Here is a 21,034-nt window from a genome sequence, read left to right as displayed (position 1 = left end):
ATGGGAAGCGGATGGCATGAATGGCCGTTAATGATTTTTACCGTCTTCGGACAGTGCGTGGCGGGCGGTTTTATTGTGCTCGCGCTGGCGCTGTTAAAAGGTGATCTGAAGGCTGAACAACAGCAGCGTCTGGTGCTGAGCATGTTTGGCCTGTGGGTGCTGATGGGCATCGGCTTTATCGCCTCCACGCTGCACCTGGGCTCGCCGATGCGCGCGTTCAACTCCCTCAACCGTGTGGGGGCCTCATCCCTCAGCAATGAGATTGCCAGCGGGGCGATCTTCTTTGCTGTTGGTGGTCTGGGCTGGCTGCTGGCCGCGATGAAGAAGCTGCCTGCCGGGCTGCGCAGCCTGTGGCTGATTGTTACTATGGTGCTGGGCGTGGTGTTCGTCTGGATGATGGTTCGGGTCTATAACACGATCGACACCGTGCCGACCTGGTACAGCGTCTGGACCCCAATGAGCTTCTTCCTGACGATGTTTATCGGCGGGCCTCTGCTGGGTTTCCTGCTGCTGCGCGTGGCGGGTGTGGATGGCTGGGCCATGCGTTTGCTGCCCGTCGTCTCCCTGCTGGCGCTGGTGGTGAGCGCCATCGTTGCCCTTATGCAGGGGGCGGAACTCGCAACCATCAGCAGCTCCATTCAGCAGGCGTCAGCCCTCGTGCCGGATTACGGCTCGCTGATGGCCTGGCGCGTGGTGCTGTTAGCGGTCGCGCTGGCCTGCTGGATTGTACCGCAGCTTAAAGGCTATCAACCTGCGTTACCGATATTGTCGCTGGCATTTGTGCTGGTGCTGGCGGGCGAATTACTGGGGCGCGGCGTCTTTTACGGTCTGCATATGACTGTTGGGATGGCTGTCGCCAGTTAACGCTGATTTTTGTTATATAAAGCCGGGACATAGTGCCCGGTTTTTTTATTTTCGATCATGAAATTTTTCTTCTGTCGTTTGGCTTTAAGTTTGTCGGTACATAAATAAAAACAAACACATAACTATTATTGATAGCCACCATTCCATTAGCAGGATGAGTTTTTTCAATCGACAGGGACCTTATCGTGCTTGCGGCTCAAGAGGGTGGATTGACTTTGTTTTTGCCAGTGGCATGATGCGCACGAAATCTGAACTTCCTCACGGTTTTTAATCCATGTCGACCTATACCCGGCCAGTGCTCCTGTTGCTCTGTGGCCTGCTTTTGCTGACCCTCGCGATCGCGGTGTTAAACACGCTCGTCCCGCTGTGGCTCGCCCATGAAAATCTACCGACCTGGCAGGTTGGCATGGTCAGCTCGTCCTTTTTTACCGGCAACCTGCTGGGAACATTAATGACGGGAAGCCTGATCAAACGCTTTGGCTTTAACCGCAGCTACTATCTGGCGTCGCTTATTTTTGCTGCCGGCTGTGCCGGGCTGGGGCTGATGGTGGGCTTCTGGAGCTGGATGGTCTGGCGCTTTATTGCCGGCGTAGGCTGCGCCATGATCTGGGTGGTCGTGGAAAGCGCCCTGATGTGCAGCGGTACCTCCCGCAACCGCGGTCGCCTGCTGGCGGCCTATATGATGGTCTATTATGTCGGGACCGTGCTGGGCCAGTTGATGGTCAGCAAGCTTCCGACCGACCTGATGAGCGTCCTGCCGTGGGTGACGGGCATGGTGCTGGCCGCGATTCTGCCGCTGCTCTTTACGCGCATTGTGAACCAGAGCAGCGAGCATCAGGAAGCGACCCACGTCTGGCCGATGCTGAGACTGCGCCAGGCGCGTCTGGGCGTTAATGGCTGCATCATCTCCGGGATTGTGCTGGGTTCGCTGTATGGTCTGATGCCGCTCTATCTCAACCATCAGGGGGTCAGTGATTCCGGGATCGGTTTCTGGATGGCGGTGATGGTCAGCGCCGGGATTGTCGGGCAATGGCCGGTGGGGCGTCTTGCCGACCGCTTCGGGCGTCTGCTGGTGCTGCGCGTACAGGTCTTCGTGGTGATCATGGGGTGCTTTGCCATGCTCAGTAATGCCGCCATGGCGCCTGCACTGTTTATTCTGGGCGCGGCTGGCTTTACCCTCTATCCGGTGGCGATGGCCTGGGCCTGTGAAAAAGTGGAGCATCATCAGCTGGTGGCGATGAACCAGGCGCTGCTGCTGAGTTACACCATCGGCAGTTTGCTGGGCCCGACCTTTACTGCCATGCTGATGCAGAACTATTCTGACAATCTGCTGTTTATAATGATCGCCAGCGTGTCGTTTATTTATCTCTTAATGTTGCTGCGCAAGGCGGGCGAACACCCGACGCCAGTGGCGCATGCCTGAACAAATAAAAGCCTGTCGATGACAGGCTTTTTTGTCTTTGTCACATCTAAGAGTTTTACGCATTGTTTGTTTATCATGCCAGGCGATAATTCAGAGGCGTTCTTCCACTAAAAGGCAGCGATTATGTCTACTCGTCGTTTTACCACTACCGCGCTGGCAGTAGTGTTGTCTTTATCATTTGCAACTGCACCTGTTATGGCTAATCCAGGCAATGGGAATGGAAATGGCCACGGCAATGGCGGCGGGCAAGGTAATAGCGGTAATCATGGTAACGGAAATTCCGGGAAGGGGAATTCCGATAATCATGGTAATAAACAAAATAACGGTAACCACACTTCCGGCAAATCCAATAAAAGCGTAAGAGAGGATGTGGATGCACGTGTCAGTTACGATCATGCCCGTCATCTGGCACTGAACTATGGCTTAACAGGTTATGACTCACTGCCGCCGGGGATTGCGAAAAACCTCGCCCGCGGTAAACCTCTGCCGCCGGGAATTGCGAAAAAGAGTGTACCGGCTTCAATGTTAGGTCAATTGCCTTCTTACCCTGGTTATGAATGGCGGGTAGTCGGCAAGGATCTGGTGTTAATTGCGCTGAGTACGGCAATTGTGACGACCATTATTAATGGTGTCTTTGACTAATAAATAGAACGCCCGGTAAAAACCGGGCGTTTTGCTAATACATGACCTTGTGACCGTACTGCTCCAGAATGCCTTTTACGCGTTCCATGGTCTCTTTCTTCGGCGGCTTCACGCCATCAAGTTTGTATTCTTCGCCCATCGCCACCCATTTATGTTTGCCCAGCTCGTGATACGGCAGCAATTCAATTTTCTCGACATTGCCCATATCACGCGTGAACTCACCCAGACGGTGGGCAGAGTCATCATCATCTGACCAGCCTGGAACGACGACATAACGAATCCAGGTTTTAATGCCTTTGGCGGAGATGTATTTTGCGAACTCCAGAGTGCGATGGTTCGAGACCCCCACCAGGTTCTGGTGAATTTCATCGTTCATCTGCTTGAGATCGAGCATCACCAGATCGGTCACTTCCAGCAGTTCGTCGATCACCGGATCGTAGCGACGGACAAAGCCATTGGTATCCAGACAGGTATGAATACCCTCTTTACGGCAGGCGCGGAACCAGTCGCGCACAAACTCGGCCTGCAGGATCGCTTCCCCGCCAGATGCGGTTACGCCGCCGCCAGAGGCGTTCATAAAGTGGCGATAGGTCACCACTTCTTTCATTAATTCTTCAACGGTGACCTCTTTGCCGCCGTGGGTATCCCATGTATCGCGGTTATGGCAATACATGCAGCGCATCAGGCAGCCCTGGAAGAAGGTAATAAAACGGATGCCCGGGCCATCGACGGTACCACAGGACTCAAAGGAGTGGATGCGACCAATAGTTGACATTGCGGTGATATCTCCAGGTTCGGCCCTTCCGGGGCCTGTGTATGTGCACAACTCGTTGGCTGTGTCGAGTCTGTTTTGGCTGTTATCCATTTATTATAGATAGCGGGCAAAAGAGACTGCGGAGCGGGGGGTGTTAAAAAGGCCCCACTTGCGTGGAGCCTTTATTGTACGCCTATTACTGCGCGATTTCAGTCAAATCCACTTACATGGACTGAGTGAAAGTACGGGTAATAACGTCTTTCTGCTGCTCTTTAGTCAGCGAGTTAAAACGTACTGCGTAGCCAGATACACGGATGGTCAGCTGCGGATATTTTTCCGGATGTTCCATCGCATCGAGCAGCATTTCACGGTTCATAACGTTCACGTTCAGGTGCTGACCACCTTCGATGGACGCTTCATGATGGAAGTAACCGTCCATCAGACCCGCGAGGTTGGTTTTACGCACTTCGTCATCTTTACCCAGCGCATTTGGAACGATAGAGAAGGTGTAAGAGATACCATCTTTAGCGTAAGCAAACGGCAGTTTTGCAACGGAGGTCAGAGAGGCAACAGCACCTTTCTGGTCACGGCCGTGCATTGGGTTAGCACCTGGTCCGAATGGCGCGCCAGCACGACGACCGTCTGGGGTGTTACCGGTTTTCTTACCATACACAACGTTAGAGGTGATGGTCAGAACAGACTGAGTCGGGATAGCGTTACGGTAAGTAGTGAGTTTCTGAATTTTCTTCATGAAACGTTCTACCAGGTCAACCGCCATGTCATCAACGCGAGCGTCGTTGTTACCAAACTGCGGATATTCGCCTTCGATTTCGAAGTCGATAGCCAGACCGTCTTCGTCACGAATTGGTTTAACTTTCGCATATTTGATAGCAGACAGGGAGTCAGCCGCAACGGACAGGCCTGCGATACCACATGCCATGGTGCGCACGACGTCACGGTCATGCAGCGCCATCAGAGAGGCTTCGTAGCTGTACTTGTCGTGCATGTAGTGAATGACGTTCAGCGCGGTGACATACTGTTTAGCCAGCCAGTCCATGAAGTGATCCATGCGATCCATGACTTCGTCATAGTTCAGCACGTCGCCTTTGATCGGCTCAGACTTAGGACCAACCTGCATTTTCAGTTTTTCATCAACGCCGCCGTTGATTGCGTACAGCATGGTTTTCGCCAGGTTTGCACGCGCACCGAAGAACTGCATTTGTTTACCAACAACCATTGGGCTTACGCAGCAAGCGATAGCGTAGTCATCGTTGTTGAAGTCAGGACGCATCAGATCATCGTTCTCATACTGCAGAGAAGAGGTGTCGATGGAGACTTTAGCGGCGAATTTCTTGAAATTCAGCGGCAGTTTTTCAGACCACAGAACGGTGATGTTCGGCTCCGGAGACGGCCCCATGGTGTACAGGGTGTTCAGGAAGCGGAAGCTGTTTTTGGTTACCAGAGTACGGCCATCTACGCCCATACCACCGATGGATTCCGTTGCCCAGATTGGGTCACCAGAGAACAGCTCATCATATTCTGGGGTACGCAGGAAGCGAACCATACGCAGTTTCATGACCAGGTGGTCAATCATTTCCTGAGCGTCTTGTTCGTTGATTTTGCCTGCTTTCAGGTCACGTTCGATGTATGCATCCAGGAAGGTGGATACACGACCGAAGGACATTGCTGCACCGTTCTGAGACTTAACCGCAGCCAGGTAACCGAAGTAGGTCCACTGGATCGCTTCCTGAGCGTTGGTTGCAGGGCCGGAGATATCGCAACCGTATTTCGCTGCCATCTCTTTGATCTGACCCAGCGCGCGGTGCTGTTCAGCAATCTCTTCACGCAGACGGATAGTGGCTTCCAGGTTTACGCCATTTTCCAGGTCGGACTGCAGAGACTGGAACTGGGCGTATTTGTCTTTCATCAGGAAGTCGATACCGTACAGCGCAACGCGACGGTAGTCACCGATGATACGGCCACGGCCATAGGCATCTGGCAGGCCGGTCAGGACGCCAGATTTACGGCAGTTCAGGATGTCTTTGGTATAAACGTCAAACACGCCCTGGTTGTGGGTTTTGCGGTATTCGGTGAAGATTTTTTTCAGCATTGGGTCCAGCTCGCGATTGTACGCTTTGCAGGAACCTTCAACCATTTTAATACCACCGAACGGGATAATCGCACGTTTCAGTGGCGCTTCAGTTTGCAGACCAACAATCTTCTCGAGGGACTTGTTGATATAACCCGCGTCGTGAGAAGTGATGGTGGACGCGATGGAGGTGTCGAAATCAACAGGCGCGTGAGTGCGGTTTTCCTGCTTAACGCCTTCCATAACGCTATCCCACAGGGCAGTGGTTGCGTCGGTGGCACCGGCCAGGAAGGATTCGTCACCTTCATATGGGGTATAGTTTTTCTGGATGAAGTCACGAACGTTGACTTCATTCTGCCAATCACCTTTGGCAAAACCTTCCCATGCTGTGGCTAACTTTTCATTAAGTTCGGACATGTAACACCTACCTTCTTAAGTGGATTTTTTATTTACTGCCTGAGACAACCGTTAATGATGGTTATCGCCACGCAGGTAAATGACCCAGTATGTCAACCCAACCAGCAGACCACCGCCGATAATGTTCCCGATTGTGACCGGGATCAGGTTATCAGTAATGAAGTTCATAACGGTCAGGTGAGAGAAATTCTCCGGGCTTGAACCAACTGCGGTCCAGAACTCCGGGCTGGCAAAGTCACGGATTACGATACCGAAAGGGATCATAAACATGTTTGCAATGCTGTGTTCAAAGCCGCTGGCAACGAACATGGCGACAGGCAGAACCATGATCATCGCTTTATCCATCAGGCTGCGACCGGAGTAACTCATCCAGACCGCCAGGCAGACCATCAGGTTCGCCAGGATGCCAAGGGCAACGGCTTCAATAAATGTATGGTGCATTTTATGGTCGGCGGTTTGCAGGACATTCAGGCCCCAGCCGCCGTTGGCTGTCATATACTCCCCGGACAACCACATCAACAGAACAAAGAGTAGGGCACCAATCAGGTTACCGATATAAACGTTGATCCAGTTTTTGGCCAGTTGACCCCAGGTGATTCTACCGCTGGCTTTCGCCACGACGATAAGCACCGTCGAGGTAAAGAGATCGGCGCCGCAAATGACGCAGAGAATCAGGCCCAGCGAGAAACAGATGCCACCAATCAGCTTGGCAATACCGTAAGGCATCGCGGCGGTACCGGTGGTCGCAGTGATATAGAAAACGAAGGCGATGGAGATGAACACGCCGGCGGTAATCGCCAGGAAGAACGTCGTCATCGGTTGTTTCGTTGCTTTATAGACACCCGCTTCTTCGGCAACTTTTGCCATTGCAGCTGGGAGTAAAAGATCAAAAGGGTTGTCAGCTTTCACACTAACTCTCTCTTTATTAAGTCGGCGACGAGATACTAACAAAGCATTATAGAAGAGAAATTGATGTAGATCATATCTCGCCTGGCTTATAGGCCCGCAAAGTGCGTGGTTTTACAGCAAATGCGGAGTAAGTTTTTGATTATCCTGATAAAAATAAATTTTAAAAGTTACAAAATGAGTTGATTTTTTCTCCTGACGCTTACTCCGACAGTTAATTAAAATGGAGTATTTCATATAAAAAGTAACAATAACTGTCAGGCCGCTATTATTATAGCTACCAATATTTAACTTAATTATTACAACCAAAGATTTATTACCGTAAAAATAAAACGGGGCAATAAAATTGCCCCGTAATATAACGTAGGTGATTGTATTCGCCTACTGTTTGTAATGGTATGTAACGTTATTTAGCCCAGTACGCGCTTTTTGCTTTCTGCAATTTCTCATAGGCCTTCAGCAAGGACTGGTGCGCAGGGAAGGCTTTCAGATCGCTGTCCACCGCCTGCAAGCCATAGAACGGCGCTTCGCCGCTCAGGGCCGCGCTGGCATTCTCTACCGCTTCGGCGCCGTACATACGGGTAAAGGCATTGAGGTACTGCAGCGGCTGACGCTCTTCTTCCTGCGCCAGCAACAGCAGGGTCTGCAGGCAACGGTAGTAGTTTGCACGCTCCGCGCTGAATACCGAGGCGTTGAACTCGATGGTCCATTCGGTCCAGATCAGCGCCTGTTCCAGATCGCCGCCTGCCAGCGCCAGCATCGCCTTCAGCTCGCCAATACGCAGGGTGTACCAGCCATTATCTTTACCCGTTGCCAGCCCCAGCAGCTCGCGTACGCGAGTGAAGTCGTCATGACCTTCGTCGTCCAGCTGGGTAATAAGGTTCAGGTAGTCCTCTTTCTCCCATGTGCTCTCCGGCAGCGCCAGCAGGGTTTCGCGCAGATGGCTGCCCATGCTGTTATTGGCCAGCCACAGATCTTCTACCGGATAGATGTCGGACATGCCCGGCACCAGAATACGGCAGGCGTAGACGCCCAGATGTTCATAATCGGCGATGTACACTTCCTGCCCTTCGGCAGTGAAGATAGCCATCAGCGTGGCGAACTCTTCCTCTGTGGTGCCGGAGAAGCTCCAGTCAACAAACGGATAATCCGCGTCCTGCTTAAACAGATCCCAGGAGATAGAGCCGCTGGAGTCGATGAAGTGCGTTTCCAGGTTGGCATGTTCCGCCACTTCTTCGTCATCAAACGTCGGCGGAGTGAAGACATCGAGATCTTTCAGGCTACGGCCCTGCAGCAGTTCCGTGACGGTACGCTCCAGCGCTACGCCAAAGTCCGGGTGCGCCCCGAAGGAGGCGAAGCAGGTGCCGTTCGCCGGGTTGAACAGCACCACGCAGATAACCGGATACTTCCCGCCCAGCGAGCCGTCATAGGCGAAGATTGGGAAACCTTCTGCTTCCAGTTTGGCAATGGACTCCACCACGCCCGGGTAGCGGGCCAGCACATCAGCCGGGATCTCCGGCAGGCTGATAGATTCCGCGATAATGCGGTTTTTAATATGGCGCTCAAAGACTTCGGACAGACCCTGAACACGCGCTTCGTTGCGTGTGTTACCGGCTGACATGCCGTTGGAGACATACAGGTTGCCGACGATGTTCATCGGAATATAGACGGTTTGCTCGTCAGACTGGCGGGTAAACGGCAGGGCGCAGATACCGCGATCTTCATTACCTGACTGCAAATCAACCAGCATGCTGGCGGTCAGTTGATTCTCCAGATCGTAAAACGCACGCAGGCGATCGTCGAGGATCCCTTCCGGCAGTTCGTCATCTTCGGTCAGTGGGAACCATTTTTCATTTGGATAGTGAACAAACGGGCCATTCGCCACGGTCTCGCCCAGCCAGAAATCGGCAAAGAAATAGTTAGTGGACAGACGTTCAAAATACTCACCCAGCGCAGAGGCCAGCGCCGCTTTTTTGGTTGCACCTTTGCCATTGGTAAAGCACAGCGCGCACTCTTTATCGCGAATATGCACAGACCAGACGTGGGGAACCGGGTTGAGCCAGGAGGCCTCTTCGATGTTAAAGCCCAGGTCGGTCAGTTTTTGCTGGAAGCGAGCGATGGAATCTTCCAGGGCGGCGTCTTTGCCGGGGATAAACGTTTGAGTCATGGGGATCACTTATATCGTACGGAAAGCGCGCAATGATACGGGTTTTGCATGACAGGCGCTATCTCCCCGGCGGTTTCGGCGAAAATAAAAGGCTGGGCTATGCTTATATTCAGTAACCTACTGTAAAGGAATATAAAAAATGAAAGCATTCGATCTTCAACGAATGGCCTTTGATAAAGTACCCGTTGAGTTTTTAGGCGAGGTCGCGCTGCGAAGTCTCTACACCTTTGTACTGGTTTTCCTGTTCCTCAAACTTACCGGACGACGCGGCGTGCGCCAGATGTCGCTCTTCGAAGTGTTAATCATTCTGACCCTGGGGTCGGCGGCGGGGGACGTGGCATTTTATGACGATGTGCCGATGATTCCCGTCTTTGTTGTTTTCATTACCCTGGCGTTGCTCTACCGGCTGGTGATGTGGCTGATGTCGAAAAGTGAAAAGCTGGAAGACCTGCTTGAGGGCAAACCGGTCGCCATTGTCGAAGAGGGCAAGCTGGCCTGGGAAAAAGTAAAGCGCGCCAACATGACCGAGTTTGAGTTCTTTATGGAACTGCGGGTGAGCGGCGTCGAACAGCTTGGGCAGGTTAAGCTTGCCATTATGGAGACCAACGGGCAGATAAGCGTTTACTTTTATGACGATGAGCAGGTCAAGCCCGGGCTGTGCATATTGCCGGATGAATTTGTGGAACGTTTTATGACGATACCGGAAGTCGGGGAATATGCCTGTCGGCGTTGCGGTCATGTTCAGACTCTACAGGCCGGGGCACATCAATTATGTCCACGTTGTACGAATCCGGAATGGACGAAGGTTAGCTGGGCCAAACGCATCCCCTGACAGCAATTTTGTCGGTTTTGTGACAGCCCGCTGGCAGAATGTATTGTGTGATGGCGGGCACATTTTCCGGGGCATGAGTTTTAGACATTGCGGCGCGTGTCACTGAATGATAAAACCGATATCCACAGTTATTACTTATGGCTTTATAGCGTGGTGAGGGGAAATGGCTCAGGTCTTTAATTTTAGTTCAGGTCCGGCAATGTTACCGGCGGATGTGCTCAAACAGGCTCAACAGGAGCTGTGCGACTGGAACGGTCTTGGCACGTCGGTAATGGAAGTCAGTCACCGTGGTAAAGAGTTTATTCAGGTGGCGGAAGAGGCAGAAGCAGATTTTCGTTTCCTGCTGAATATCCCCTCAAATTACAAAGTATTATTCTGTCACGGCGGCGGTCGCGGTCAGTTTGCCGGTATTCCGCTGAACCTGCTGGGCGACAAAACCACCGCCGACTATGTTGATGCCGGTTACTGGGCTGCCAGCGCGGTAAAAGAAGCGCACAAATACTGCTCTCCGAACGTGATTGATGCCAAAGTCACCGTTGACGGCTTACGCGCGGTAAAACCGATGAGCGAATGGCAGCTCTCCCGCGATGCGGCCTATCTGCACTACTGCCCAAATGAAACCATCGACGGCATCGCCATCCACGAAGAGCCAAACTTTGGCGAGGATGTGGTCGTCACGGCGGACTTCTCCTCCACCATTCTCTCTTCGCCGCTGGATGTCAGCCGCTACGGCGTGATCTACGCTGGCGCGCAGAAAAACATCGGCCCGGCCGGCCTGACCCTGGTGATCGTGCGCGAAGATCTGCTGGGTAAAGCGCACAAATCCTGCCCGTCGATTCTGGACTACAGCGTGCTGAACGATAACGACTCCATGTTCAACACCCCGCCGACCTTTGCCTGGTATCTCTCTGGCCTGGTCTTTAAATGGCTGAGAAACAACGGCGGCGTGGCGCAGATGGATAAGATCAATCAGCAGAAATCTGAGCTGCTCTACAGCGTCATCGACGGCAGCGACTTCTATCGCAACGACGTCGCCAAAGCGAACCGTTCCCGCATGAACGTGCCGTTCCAACTGGCCGACAGCAATCTCGATAAGCTGTTCCTCGAAGAGTCCTTCGCTGCTGGTCTGCATGCGCTGAAAGGTCACCGCGTGGTTGGCGGCATGCGCGCCTCCATCTATAACGCCATGCCGCTCGAAGGCGTTAAGGCGTTGACCGACTTCATGACTGACTTCGAACGTCGCCACGGTTAATCACGCCCCTGTTCACCCCCGTAGCCTCGCTGCGGGGTTTTTATTATGTTGAATTGAGACTTAAATTTCATGGAATCCCTGACGTTACACCCTATCGCGCGGGTAGATGGCACCATTAATCTGCCTGGTTCAAAAAGTGTCTCGAACCGCGCCTTGCTGCTGGCTGCGCTGGCAAACGGCACCACTGTTCTCACTAACCTGCTGGACAGCGATGACGTTCGCCATATGCTTAATGCGCTGAAAGCGTTGGGAGTCCACTATACCCTGTCTGCGGATCGTACCCGTTGTGAAGTGACGGGCAATGCCGGTGCGCTGCACTCCGCCGACGCGCTGGAGCTCTTCCTCGGCAACGCCGGCACGGCTATGCGCCCGCTGGCGGCAGCCCTGTGCCTGGGCAGCAATGACATCGTGCTGACGGGCGAGCCGCGCATGAAAGAGCGTCCGATTGGTCATCTGGTTGATGCGCTGCGTCAGGGCGGCGCGCAGATTGACTATCTGGAGCAGGAAAACTATCCGCCGCTGCGTCTGCGTGGAGGTTTTACCGGCGGTGAAGTGGCGGTGGACGGCAGCGTTTCCAGCCAGTTCCTGACCGCGTTGTTGATGACCGCACCGCTGGCGCCACAAAACACCACTATCACCATTAAAGGCGAGCTGGTTTCCAAACCCTATATCGATATCACGCTGCACCTGATGAAGACCTTTGGCGTTGAGGTGGAAAACCACAGTTACCAGCGTTTCGTGGTGCGCGGCGGGCAGCAGTACCAGACACCGGGCAATTACCTGGTAGAAGGCGATGCCTCGTCGGCCTCTTACTTCCTGGCGGCGGGTGCCATTAAAGGCGGTACCGTTAAAGTGACCGGTATTGGTCGCAACAGCGTGCAGGGCGACATTCGCTTTGCTGATGTGCTGGAGAAGATGGGCGCCGTGGTGACCTGGGGCGATGACTACATCTCCTGCACCCGCGGGGAGCTGAACGCCATTGATATGGACATGAACCACATTCCTGACGCGGCGATGACCATTGCCACAGCGGCGCTGTTTGCCAAAGGCACGACCACGCTGCGCAACATCTACAACTGGCGTGTGAAAGAGACCGATCGCCTGTTTGCCATGGCAACCGAGCTACGTAAAGTGGGTGCGGAAGTGGAAGAGGGCGAGGACTATATCCGCGTAACGCCTCCGGCCAGGCTACAGGCGGCGGAAATTGGCACCTATAACGATCACCGTATGGCGATGTGCTTCTCGCTGGTGGCGCTCTCAGATACGCCGGTCACCATCCTTGACCCGAAATGTACCGCGAAAACGTTCCCCGACTACTTCGAACAGCTGGCGCGTATTAGCACTTCTGCATGATATCGCGACGCCGCATCACCTGATGCGGCGTTTCCTTACGCTTCCTGACATCATCCTCGTCCATTTCTTCTACACTCAGCTTCAAACATTTCGTAATTTGCACGCAAAGGTAACAGTTGTGCACGTTGACGCGTATAATGCGCGGCGTTTACACATCGGTATGCCTAAATTAAGGAGAAAAAGATGACGGCAATTGCCCCGGTAATCACCATTGACGGGCCGAGTGGCGCAGGTAAAGGCACGCTATGCAAAGCCATGGCGGAAGCACTGCAATGGCATCTTTTAGATTCGGGCGCAATCTATCGTGTGCTGGCGCTGGCTGCCTTGCATCATCATGTCGATGTCGCCTCTGAAGAGGCGCTGGTGCCGCTGGCCGCCCATCTGGATGTACGTTTCATCTCCACCAACGGCAACCTGGAAGTGATCCTTGAAGGGGAAGATGTCAGCGCTGAGATCCGCACCCAGGAAGTGGCGAACGCAGCCTCTCAGGTCGCGGCTTTCCCACGCGTGCGCGAGGCGCTTTTACGTCGCCAGCGCGCGTTCCGCGACGCCCCGGGTCTGATCGCTGACGGACGCGATATGGGAACCGTGGTTTTCCCTGATGCGCCGGTGAAAATTTTCCTTGACGCTTCCTCGGAGGAGCGCGCGCAGCGCCGTATGCTGCAGTTGCAGGAAAAGGGCTTTAGTGTTAACTTTGAACGTCTTTTGTCTGAGATAAAAGAGCGTGACGATCGCGACCGTAATCGCGCCGTTGCACCACTTGTTCCCGCAGATGATGCATTAGTTCTGGATTCTACCAGTTTAACTATTGAGCAAGTGATTGAAAAAGCGCTACAATATGCGCGCCAGAAATTGGCTCTCGCGTAATCGCGACCGATTTAGCAGTACCCCCGCTGCAATGGATTGACGGCGGGTATGTGAAACAACCCCATCCGGCACGGAGCCAGGTGGACGTTAATATTAACCTGAAGATTAAACATGACTGAATCTTTTGCTCAACTGTTTGAAGAATCCTTAAAAGAAATCGAAACCCGTCCGGGTTCCATTGTTCGTGGCGTTGTTGTTGCTATCGACAAAGATATCGTACTGGTTGACGCCGGTCTGAAATCTGAGTCTGCCATCCCGGCAGAGCAGTTCAAAAACGCCCAGGGCGAGCTGGAAATCCAGGTTGGTGACGAAGTTGACGTTGCTCTGGATGCAGTAGAAGACGGCTTCGGTGAAACCCTGCTGTCCCGTGAGAAAGCTAAACGTCACGAAGCTTGGATCACGCTGGAAAAAGCTTACGAAGAAGCTGAAACTGTGGTCGGTGTTATCAACGGCAAAGTTAAAGGCGGCTTCACTGTTGAGCTGAATGGTATTCGTGCGTTCCTGCCAGGTTCACTGGTAGACGTTCGTCCAGTTCGTGACACCCTGCACCTGGAAGGCAAAGAGCTTGAGTTCAAAGTAATCAAGCTGGACCAGAAGCGTAACAACGTTGTTGTTTCCCGTCGTGCCGTTATCGAATCCGAAAACAGCGCAGAACGCGATCAGCTGCTGGAAAACCTGCAGGAAGGCATGGAAGTCAAAGGTATCGTTAAGAACCTCACTGACTACGGCGCATTCGTTGACCTGGGCGGCGTTGATGGCCTGCTGCACATCACCGACATGGCGTGGAAACGCGTTAAGCACCCAAGCGAAATCGTGAACGTGGGCGACGAAATCACTGTTAAAGTGCTGAAGTTCGACCGCGAGCGTACTCGTGTATCCCTCGGCCTGAAACAGCTGGGCGAAGATCCATGGGTAGCTATCGCTAAACGTTACCCAGAAGGTACTAAACTGACTGGTCGCGTTACCAACCTGACCGACTACGGCTGCTTCGTTGAAATCGAAGAAGGCGTTGAAGGCCTGGTTCACGTTTCCGAAATGGACTGGACCAACAAAAACATCCACCCATCCAAAGTTGTTAACGTTGGTGATGTAGTGGAAGTTATGGTTCTGGATATCGACGAAGAACGTCGTCGTATCTCCCTGGGCCTGAAGCAGTGCAAAAACAACCCATGGCAGCAGTTCGCGGAAACCCACAACAAGGGCGACCGTGTTGAAGGTAAAATCAAGTCTATCACTGACTTCGGTATCTTCATCGGCCTGGACGGCGGCATCGACGGCCTGGTTCACCTGTCTGACATCTCCTGGAACGTTGCAGGCGAAGAAGCAGTACGTGAATACAAAAAAGGCGACGAAATCGCAGCAGTTGTTCTGCAGGTTGACGCAGAGCGTGAGCGTATCTCCCTGGGCGTTAAACAGCTCGCAGAAGATCCGTTCAACAACTGGGTTGCACTGAACAAGAAAGGCGCAATCGTAAACGGTAAAGTGACTGCAGTTGACGCGAAAGGCGCAACCGTAGAGCTGGCTGACGGCGTTGAAGGTTACCTGCGCGCTTCTGAAGCTTCACGTGACCGCGTTGAAGATGCAACTCTGGTTCTGAGCGTAGGCGACGACGTTGAAGCTAAATTCACCGGCGTTGATCGTAAGAACCGTGCAATCAGCCTGTCTGTTCGTGCTAAAGACGAAGCTGATGAGAAAGATGCAATCGCAACTGTTAACAAACAGGAAGATGCAAACTTCTCTAACAACGCAATGGCTGAAGCTTTCAAAGCAGCTAAAGGCGAATAAGTTACTCGTAGAGTGACTTGACAGATTGCAGGATTCGTCCTGTAATCAATAACAAAGGGCGGCTACGGCCGCCCTTGTTTAAGCTGTTTAGCTAATTGGTTTGAAGGAACCGGAGGAATCATGACCAAGTCAGAATTGATTGAAAGACTTGCCAGCCAGCAATCGCATATACCTGCGAAAGCAGTGGAAGACGCCGTAAAAGAGATGCTGGAGCATATGGCTACCACTCTTGCACAGGGCGAGCGCATTGAAATCCGCGGTTTCGGTAGTTTTTCTCTGCACTATCGTGCTCCACGTACCGGGCGTAACCCGAAGACTGGTGACAAAGTAGAGCTGGAAGGTAAATACGTTCCGCACTTTAAGCCGGGTAAAGAGCTGCGCGATCGCGCCAATATTTACGGCAACTGAGTTTCGCCTGCGGGCAAAACTGAGTGACCACAAGAAAAGCACCTGCGGGTGCTTTTCTTGTTTTTCTCCTTTTTAGCCGGAAGCTACGCCGCAAATTGCACGGCTTTTTGCTGCACACCGTTTATTTATGCCAGCCTGCGTCGCAACCGCACAATTTCGCACCTGACAGACGTAACGTCTGAACGCACACTGCCCTGACACAGGGAGGTGTAAATGCGTTTAACGTCGTTAGCGACATGTCTGATCCTGGCTATCCTGCCGCTTCTGTGGCTGCCCGCTCTGCCAGCGCTGCCGTTTATCCAGGCCATAGCGGTTGCCGGATTTCTGCTCGCCTTAATTCGTCATAACGTGGCCCGCTACAGTGGTTTCTGGCTGCTTTTCTTCGCCTGGGGAGCGCTGGCCGCGCAAAGTGCGGTCTGGCCAATGCAGCATCTGACCCGGGGTCCGCAGAAAGCGGAGATAGAGATCGTAGCGGTTGAAAACGACGCGGCCTATCGGGCCCGTATTACCCAGCTCAACGGCAAAGCGATGGTGCCAGCAGTAGGCGTCACGCTGTATGGCAACACGCTGCCGCAACCGGGCTGCGCCGGGCAGCGGTGGTCGATGACCTTATCGTTACGCGCCGTTCATGGGCAACTCAACGATGGCGGGTTCGATTCCCAGCGCTATGCCCTGGCACAGCATCAGCCCCTGACCGGGCGTTTTACCCATGCCGATGTAACAGATGCTCGCTGTAGCTTACGCGCCCGCTATCTCACCTCGCTGATGGCCACACTTTCTCCCTATACCCAGGGGCCGGTTCTGCTGGGGCTGGGGATGGGAGAGCGGCTGGCGGTAACGCCAGAGATAAAAAATCTGATGCGGGAAACCGGCACCGGGCATCTGATGGCGATCTCAGGTTTGCACATAGCGCTGGCGGCGTCGGTTGTCTGGCTGCTGGTGCGGGGCATACAGTTTTTCATTCCGGGGCGTTGGGTAAGCTGGCGAGCCCCGCTGGTGGCAGGGTTCTGCTTTGCCGCCTTTTACGCCTGGCTTACCGGAATGCAGCCTCCTGCGTTGCGTACCGTCGTCTCACTGGGCGCTTGCCTGGCGTTGCAATTGAGCGGTCGTCTCTGGTCGCCCTGGCAGGTATGGCGCGTCTGCATTGCTGCCATTTTACTGGCCGATCCGCTGGCCGTGCTGTCGCACAGTCTTTTACTGTCCGCTTTTGCCGTGGCGGTGCTGATTTTCTGGTATCAGTGGGTGCCTGCTCCGCGCTTTTCTGGCCCGTGGGTCGTCAGGGCCGTGGTTAGCTTGCTGCACCTGCAGCTTGGCATGCTGTTGCTGTTGCTGCCGGTACAGATTGTCGTCTTCCATGGTTTCAGCCTCTCTTCACTGGTCGCGAATCTGGTGGCGGTGCCGCTGGTAACCTTTATTTCGGTGCCGTTGATCTTATTGGGAATGGGGCTGCATCTCTGGAGGTGGCCGGGGGCGGAAAATATGGTCTGGACGCTGGCGGATGGCTCACTGTCGCTGCTGTTCAGATTTTTAACCGCGCTGCCTGACGGTTGGATCCCGGTCGATAAACGCTGGCTGTGGCTGACCCTGCTGCCCTGGGCCGCCATTGTCGCCTGGCGTCTGCGCGGGGCGCGTACCTGTCCGGTGGTCTGTGTCTCGGCACTGGTGCTGGCAAGTAGTCCGCTATGGCGGGCTGATAAAACCGAGGGCTGGGCGGTGCATATGCTGGATGTCGGACAGGGGCTGGCAATGGTGATCGAGCGGCAGGGGAGAGCGATCCTTTATGACACCGGCCCCGCCTGGACGGGCGGGGACAGTGCGCAACAGCTGATCATTCCCTGGTTACGGTGGCACCATTTACGCCCGGAGGGGGTGATTATCAGCCACGAACACCTCGACCATATCGGCGGGGTGGTATCGCTACGTAAGGCGTGGCCGTCTATGTGGATAAGAAGCCCGCTGCGCTGGGCCGGGCATGGCCCGTGTGTGCGCGGAGAGCGCTGGCAGTGGCGAGGGCTGACCTTCAGCGCACACTGGCCCCTCGCCAACAAACCGCAGCGCGGCAATAACGGTTCCTGCGTGGTTAAAGTTGAGGACGGTACCCATAGCGTGTTGTTAACCGGCGATATTGAAGCGAAGGGAGAAAAAGCGATGCTCAGTCGTCACTGGCAATATCTTGCGTCTACACTTATCCAGGTGCCGCACCATGGCAGTAATACCTCCTCGTCACTCCCTCTGGTGCAGCGCGTGGGTGGGCAGATCGCTCTGGTGTCTGCCTCCCGCTATAACGCGTGGCGACTGCCTTCGTTTAAAGTGGCTCGCCGCTACCAAAAGGAGGGGTATCGCTGGCTAACAACACCCCGACTGGGACAACTTACCGTTTCTTTTTCGCAACATGGCTGGCAAATCCATAGCTTACGGGATCAAATTTTGCCCCGTTGGTATCATCAGTGGTTTGGCGCGCCCGGAGATAACGGGTAGAATATGCGGCTATTTCAACAAATGCTGGTTTTTTGAATGCATAACGACAAAGATCTCTCCACGTGGCAGACCTTCCGCCGACTCTGGCCGGTGATTGCACCCTTCAGAACGGGCCTAATCGTGGCGGGCGTAGCGTTAATCCTCAACGCAGCCAGCGATACCTTCATGTTATCGCTCCTCAAACCGTTACTGGACGACGGTTTTGGTAAAACGGATCGCTCAGTGTTGCTATGGATGCCGCTGGTGGTTATCGGCCTGATGATTTTACGCGGCATCACCAGCTATATCTCCAGCTACTGCCTCTCCTGGGTTTCGGGCAAAGTGGTGATGACCATGCGCCGCCGCCTGTTCAGCCATATGATGGGCATGCCGGTCGCGTTTTTTGACAAGCAGTCGACCGGCACCCTGCTGTCGCGCATTACTTACGACTCCGAGCAGGTGGCTTCCTCCTCCTCCAGCGCGCTGATCACCGTTGTGCGTGAAGGGGCGTCGATTATTGGTCTGTTCGCCCTGATGTTCTGGTACAGCTGGCAGCTGTCGCTGATCCTGATTGTGCTGGCGCCGATTGTGTCGATTGCGATTCGCGTCGTCTCGAAGCGTTTCCGCAGCATCAGTAAGAACATGCAGAACACGATGGGGCAGGTGACCACCAGCGCCGAGCAGATGCTGAAAGGCCATAAAGAGGTGCTGATTTTTGGTGGCCAGGAGCTCGAAACCAAGCGCTTCGATAAGGTCAGCAATAAGATGCGTCTGCAGGGGATGAAGATGGTGTCTGCTTCCTCCATCTCCGATCCGATCATTCAGCTCATCGCCTCCCTGGCGCTGGCGTTTGTGCTCTATGCCGCCAGCTTCCCGAGCGTGATGGAAACCCTCACCGCCGGTACCATTACCGTGGTCTTCTCGTCGATGATTGCCCTGATGCGCCCGCTGAAATCGTTAACCAACGTTAACGCCCAGTTCCAGCGCGGGATGGCAGCCTGCCAGACGCTGTTTGCGATCCTTGATTCCGAACAGGAAAAAGACGAAGGCAAACGCGTGATTGAGCGCTCAACCGGCGACGTGGAGTTCCGCAATGTGACCTTTACCTATCCGGGTCGTGATACGCCTGCTCTGCGCAATATCAATCTGAAAATTCCGGCAGGCAAGACCGTGGCCCTGGTGGGCCGTTCTGGCTCGGGTAAATCGACCATCGCCAGCCTGATCACCCGCTTCTACGATATTGATGAGGGTGAGATCCTGATTGATGGCCACGATCTGCGCGAGTACACCCTGCGGTCGCTGCGTAATCAGGTCGCGCTGGTCTCCCAGAATGTGCATCTGTTCAATGACACCGTGGCCAACAACATCGGCTATGCCCGGAATGAAGAGTACAGCCGTGAGCAGATCGAAGCGGCGGCGCGGATGGCCTACGCCATGGACTTCATCAATAAGATGGATAACGGCCTGGACACCATTATCGGTGAAAACGGTGTCCTGCTCTCCGGCGGTCAGCGCCAGCGTATTGCCATTGCGCGCGCGCTGCTGCGTGACAGCCCAATCCTGATCCTCGATGAAGCCACCTCGGCGCTGGATACCGAGTCCGAACGCGCTATCCAGTCTGCGCTGGATGAGTTGCAGAAGAACCGTACCTCACTGGTGATTGCCCACCGCCTGTCGACGATTGAAAAAGCCGACGAAATCGTGGTGGTGGAAGATGGCTACATCGTCGAGCGGGGCAGCCACGCCGACCTGCTGGCGCACCAGGGTGTATATGCTCAGCTTCATAAAATGCAGTTTGGCGAATGATCGCTCGCATCTGGTCTGGTGAGTCTCCGCTCTGGCTGTTGCTGTTGCCGCTCTCCTGGCTGTATGGCCTGGTCAGCGGCCTGATCCGCCTGAGTTATAAAGTGGGGCTCAAACGGGCCTGGCGCGCGCCGGTGCCGGTGGTGGTGGTAGGCAATCTCACCGCTGGCGGTAACGGTAAAACGCCGGTGGTGATCTGGCTGGTGGAACAGCTGACAAAACGCGGGATTCGCGTGGGGGTCGTCTCCCGGGGATATGGCGGCAAGGCGGAGCGCTATCCGTTGCTGCTGACCGCGCAAACCACCACGGCGCAAGCGGGGGATGAACCGGTGCTGATCTTTCAACGCACCGGTGCGCCGGTAGCGGTTTCGCCGGTGCGCAGCGAGGCGGTGCAGGCTCTGCTGAACCAGACGGATGTCCAGATCGTGATTACTGACGACGGACTACAGCACTACGCGCTGGCCCGGGATAAAGAGATCGTGGTGATTGATGGCGTCCGCCGCTTTGGTAACGGCTGGTGGTTACCTGCCGGACCGATGCGCGAGCGCGCGTCGCGTTTGCGGTCCGTGGATGCGGTTATCGTCAACGGTGGTACAGCGCAGGCAGGGGAGATCCCGATGCAGCTGCACCCAGGACTTGCCGTGAATCTTCTGACCGGTGAGCGGCGCGACGTTGCTGAGCTTAACCATCTGGTGGCGATGGCCGGTATCGGTCATCCTCCGCGCTTTTTCTCTACCCTCGAAGCCTGCGGCGCCAAACTTCAGCGTAGCGTGCCGCTGGCCGACCACCAGGCGCTGAGCCTGGAGCAGGTTGCGGCGTTTACTGGGCCAGGTCAGACGTTGATCATGACCGAAAAAGATGCGGTGAAATGCCGCGCCTTTGCCCGGGATAACTGGTGGTATTTACCGGTTGATGCCCAACTGCAGGGTGAACAGCCTGAACAACTGCTCCAGGCGCTTATCGCCCTTGCAGGGCAGGTAAAAGAGGTTTCGCCCGCGCACTAACTGACAGGAAA

The 21,034-nt window shown here is 54.4% G+C and carries 16 protein-coding genes; 12 read left to right on the top strand and 4 right to left on the bottom strand.

Annotated elements, in window-relative coordinates; all coding sequences use genetic code 11:
• The 3 genes from ACOKCT_RS01930 (at position 1) to ACOKCT_RS01920 (ending at position 2,929) form a co-directional block, all read left to right on the top strand.
• Positions 1-864: a dimethyl sulfoxide reductase anchor subunit family protein gene (locus tag ACOKCT_RS01930; RefSeq protein WP_156654208.1), complete on the top strand. Its 864-nt coding sequence runs from the start codon at positions 1-3 to the stop codon at positions 862-864.
• A 274-nt stretch (positions 865-1,138) separates the two neighbouring features.
• A complete protein-coding gene (locus tag ACOKCT_RS01925) occupies positions 1,139-2,287 on the top strand; it encodes an MFS transporter (RefSeq protein ID WP_103178912.1) in 1,149 nt (382 codons plus the stop codon).
• A gap of 123 nt (positions 2,288-2,410) precedes the next feature.
• Entirely contained in the window at positions 2,411-2,929 is a 519-nt protein-coding gene (locus ACOKCT_RS01920) for an anti-virulence regulator CigR family protein (protein ID WP_103178913.1), read from the top strand.
• 34 nt (positions 2,930-2,963) lie between these two features.
• On the opposite strand, the gene pflA is transcribed toward ACOKCT_RS01920, so the two are convergent.
• From pflA to ycaO, 4 genes are all read right to left on the bottom strand, one after another.
• The gene (gene pflA / locus ACOKCT_RS01915; protein ID WP_114315454.1) at positions 2,964-3,704 is read right to left on the bottom strand and encodes a pyruvate formate lyase 1-activating protein; all 741 of its coding nucleotides are present in this window, start codon (positions 3,702-3,704) and stop codon (positions 2,964-2,966) included.
• Between the two features lie 202 nt (positions 3,705-3,906).
• Positions 3,907-6,189 carry a formate C-acetyltransferase gene (gene pflB, locus ACOKCT_RS01910; protein ID WP_103178915.1) on the bottom strand — a complete coding sequence of 761 codons (2,283 nt, stop codon included), beginning with the start codon at positions 6,187-6,189 and terminating at the stop codon, positions 3,907-3,909.
• A 51-nt stretch (positions 6,190-6,240) separates the two neighbouring features.
• On the bottom strand, positions 6,241-7,098 hold the full coding sequence (gene focA, locus ACOKCT_RS01905) for a formate transporter FocA (protein ID WP_139156327.1): 858 nt from the start codon (positions 7,096-7,098) through the stop codon (positions 6,241-6,243).
• A gap of 403 nt (positions 7,099-7,501) precedes the next feature.
• Positions 7,502-9,262 carry a 30S ribosomal protein S12 methylthiotransferase accessory factor YcaO gene (ycaO, locus tag ACOKCT_RS01900; protein WP_156654210.1) on the bottom strand — a complete coding sequence of 587 codons (1,761 nt, stop codon included), beginning with the start codon at positions 9,260-9,262 and terminating at the stop codon, positions 7,502-7,504.
• A gap of 139 nt (positions 9,263-9,401) precedes the next feature.
• Here ycaO and ACOKCT_RS01895 point away from each other — a divergent pair, with 139 nt between their 5' ends.
• From ACOKCT_RS01895 to lpxK, 9 genes are all read left to right on the top strand, one after another.
• Positions 9,402-10,094 carry a DUF421 domain-containing protein gene (locus ACOKCT_RS01895; RefSeq protein ID WP_156654211.1) on the top strand — a complete coding sequence of 231 codons (693 nt, stop codon included), beginning with the start codon at positions 9,402-9,404 and terminating at the stop codon, positions 10,092-10,094.
• A 163-nt stretch (positions 10,095-10,257) separates the two neighbouring features.
• Positions 10,258-11,346: a 3-phosphoserine/phosphohydroxythreonine transaminase gene (serC, locus tag ACOKCT_RS01890; protein ID WP_159339204.1), complete on the top strand. Its 1,089-nt coding sequence runs from the start codon at positions 10,258-10,260 to the stop codon at positions 11,344-11,346.
• A gap of 69 nt (positions 11,347-11,415) precedes the next feature.
• Entirely contained in the window at positions 11,416-12,699 is a 1,284-nt protein-coding gene (aroA, locus tag ACOKCT_RS01885) for a 3-phosphoshikimate 1-carboxyvinyltransferase (protein ID WP_103178920.1), read from the top strand.
• Positions 12,700-12,882: 183 nt separating this feature from the next.
• Positions 12,883-13,566, top strand: coding sequence for a (d)CMP kinase (cmk, locus tag ACOKCT_RS01880; protein ID WP_103178921.1), 684 nt, complete (start codon positions 12,883-12,885; stop codon positions 13,564-13,566).
• Between the two features lie 111 nt (positions 13,567-13,677).
• Entirely contained in the window at positions 13,678-15,351 is a 1,674-nt protein-coding gene (rpsA, locus tag ACOKCT_RS01875; protein WP_032617357.1) for a 30S ribosomal protein S1, read from the top strand.
• A gap of 120 nt (positions 15,352-15,471) precedes the next feature.
• A complete protein-coding gene (gene ihfB / locus ACOKCT_RS01870) occupies positions 15,472-15,759 on the top strand; it encodes an integration host factor subunit beta (protein ID WP_039029484.1) in 288 nt (95 codons plus the stop codon).
• Between the two features lie 213 nt (positions 15,760-15,972).
• Entirely contained in the window at positions 15,973-18,237 is a 2,265-nt protein-coding gene (locus ACOKCT_RS01865) for a ComEC family protein (RefSeq protein ID WP_420193106.1), read from the top strand.
• Between the two features lie 36 nt (positions 18,238-18,273).
• Complete coding sequence (gene msbA, locus ACOKCT_RS01860) at positions 18,274-20,022, top strand: lipid A ABC transporter ATP-binding protein/permease MsbA (RefSeq protein ID WP_420193105.1); 1,749 nt, start codon at positions 18,274-18,276, stop codon at positions 20,020-20,022.
• Complete coding sequence (gene lpxK / locus ACOKCT_RS01855) at positions 20,019-21,023, top strand: tetraacyldisaccharide 4'-kinase (RefSeq protein WP_420193104.1); 1,005 nt, start codon at positions 20,019-20,021, stop codon at positions 21,021-21,023. The genes msbA and lpxK overlap by 4 nt, the downstream gene beginning before the upstream one ends.
• Positions 21,024-21,034 lie beyond the last annotated feature (11 nt).

The sequence above is a fragment of the Leclercia sp. M-A074-M genome (genome assembly GCF_965195605.1).
GTDB lineage: Bacteria > Pseudomonadota > Gammaproteobacteria > Enterobacterales > Enterobacteriaceae > Enterobacter.
The sequence above is the reverse complement of the archived record's forward strand: the minus strand, read 5'-3'. Positions and strand labels throughout refer to the sequence as shown.

What these genes read in the sequence shown, in the direction of transcription:
- ACOKCT_RS01930 (WP_156654208.1), top strand. Translation starts at nt 1, where the DNA reads ATGGGAAGCGGATGGCATGAATGGCCGTTAATGATTTTTACCGTCTTC.
- ACOKCT_RS01925 (WP_103178912.1), top strand. Translation starts at nt 1,139, where the DNA reads ATGTCGACCTATACCCGGCCAGTGCTCCTGTTGCTCTGTGGCCTGCTT.
- ACOKCT_RS01920 (WP_103178913.1), top strand. Translation starts at nt 2,411, where the DNA reads ATGTCTACTCGTCGTTTTACCACTACCGCGCTGGCAGTAGTGTTGTCT.
- pflA (WP_114315454.1), bottom strand. Translation starts at nt 3,704, where the DNA reads ATGTCAACTATTGGTCGCATCCACTCCTTTGAGTCCTGTGGTACCGTC.
- pflB (WP_103178915.1), bottom strand. Translation starts at nt 6,189, where the DNA reads ATGTCCGAACTTAATGAAAAGTTAGCCACAGCATGGGAAGGTTTTGCC.
- ycaO (WP_156654210.1), bottom strand. Translation starts at nt 9,262, where the DNA reads ATGACTCAAACGTTTATCCCCGGCAAAGACGCCGCCCTGGAAGATTCC.
- ACOKCT_RS01895 (WP_156654211.1), top strand. Translation starts at nt 9,402, where the DNA reads ATGAAAGCATTCGATCTTCAACGAATGGCCTTTGATAAAGTACCCGTT.
- serC (WP_159339204.1), top strand. Translation starts at nt 10,258, where the DNA reads ATGGCTCAGGTCTTTAATTTTAGTTCAGGTCCGGCAATGTTACCGGCG.
- aroA (WP_103178920.1), top strand. Translation starts at nt 11,416, where the DNA reads ATGGAATCCCTGACGTTACACCCTATCGCGCGGGTAGATGGCACCATT.
- cmk (WP_103178921.1), top strand. Translation starts at nt 12,883, where the DNA reads ATGACGGCAATTGCCCCGGTAATCACCATTGACGGGCCGAGTGGCGCA.
- rpsA (WP_032617357.1), top strand. Translation starts at nt 13,678, where the DNA reads ATGACTGAATCTTTTGCTCAACTGTTTGAAGAATCCTTAAAAGAAATC.
- ihfB (WP_039029484.1), top strand. Translation starts at nt 15,472, where the DNA reads ATGACCAAGTCAGAATTGATTGAAAGACTTGCCAGCCAGCAATCGCAT.
- ACOKCT_RS01865 (WP_420193106.1), top strand. Translation starts at nt 15,973, where the DNA reads ATGCGTTTAACGTCGTTAGCGACATGTCTGATCCTGGCTATCCTGCCG.
- msbA (WP_420193105.1), top strand. Translation starts at nt 18,274, where the DNA reads ATGCATAACGACAAAGATCTCTCCACGTGGCAGACCTTCCGCCGACTC.
- lpxK (WP_420193104.1), top strand. Translation starts at nt 20,019, where the DNA reads ATGATCGCTCGCATCTGGTCTGGTGAGTCTCCGCTCTGGCTGTTGCTG.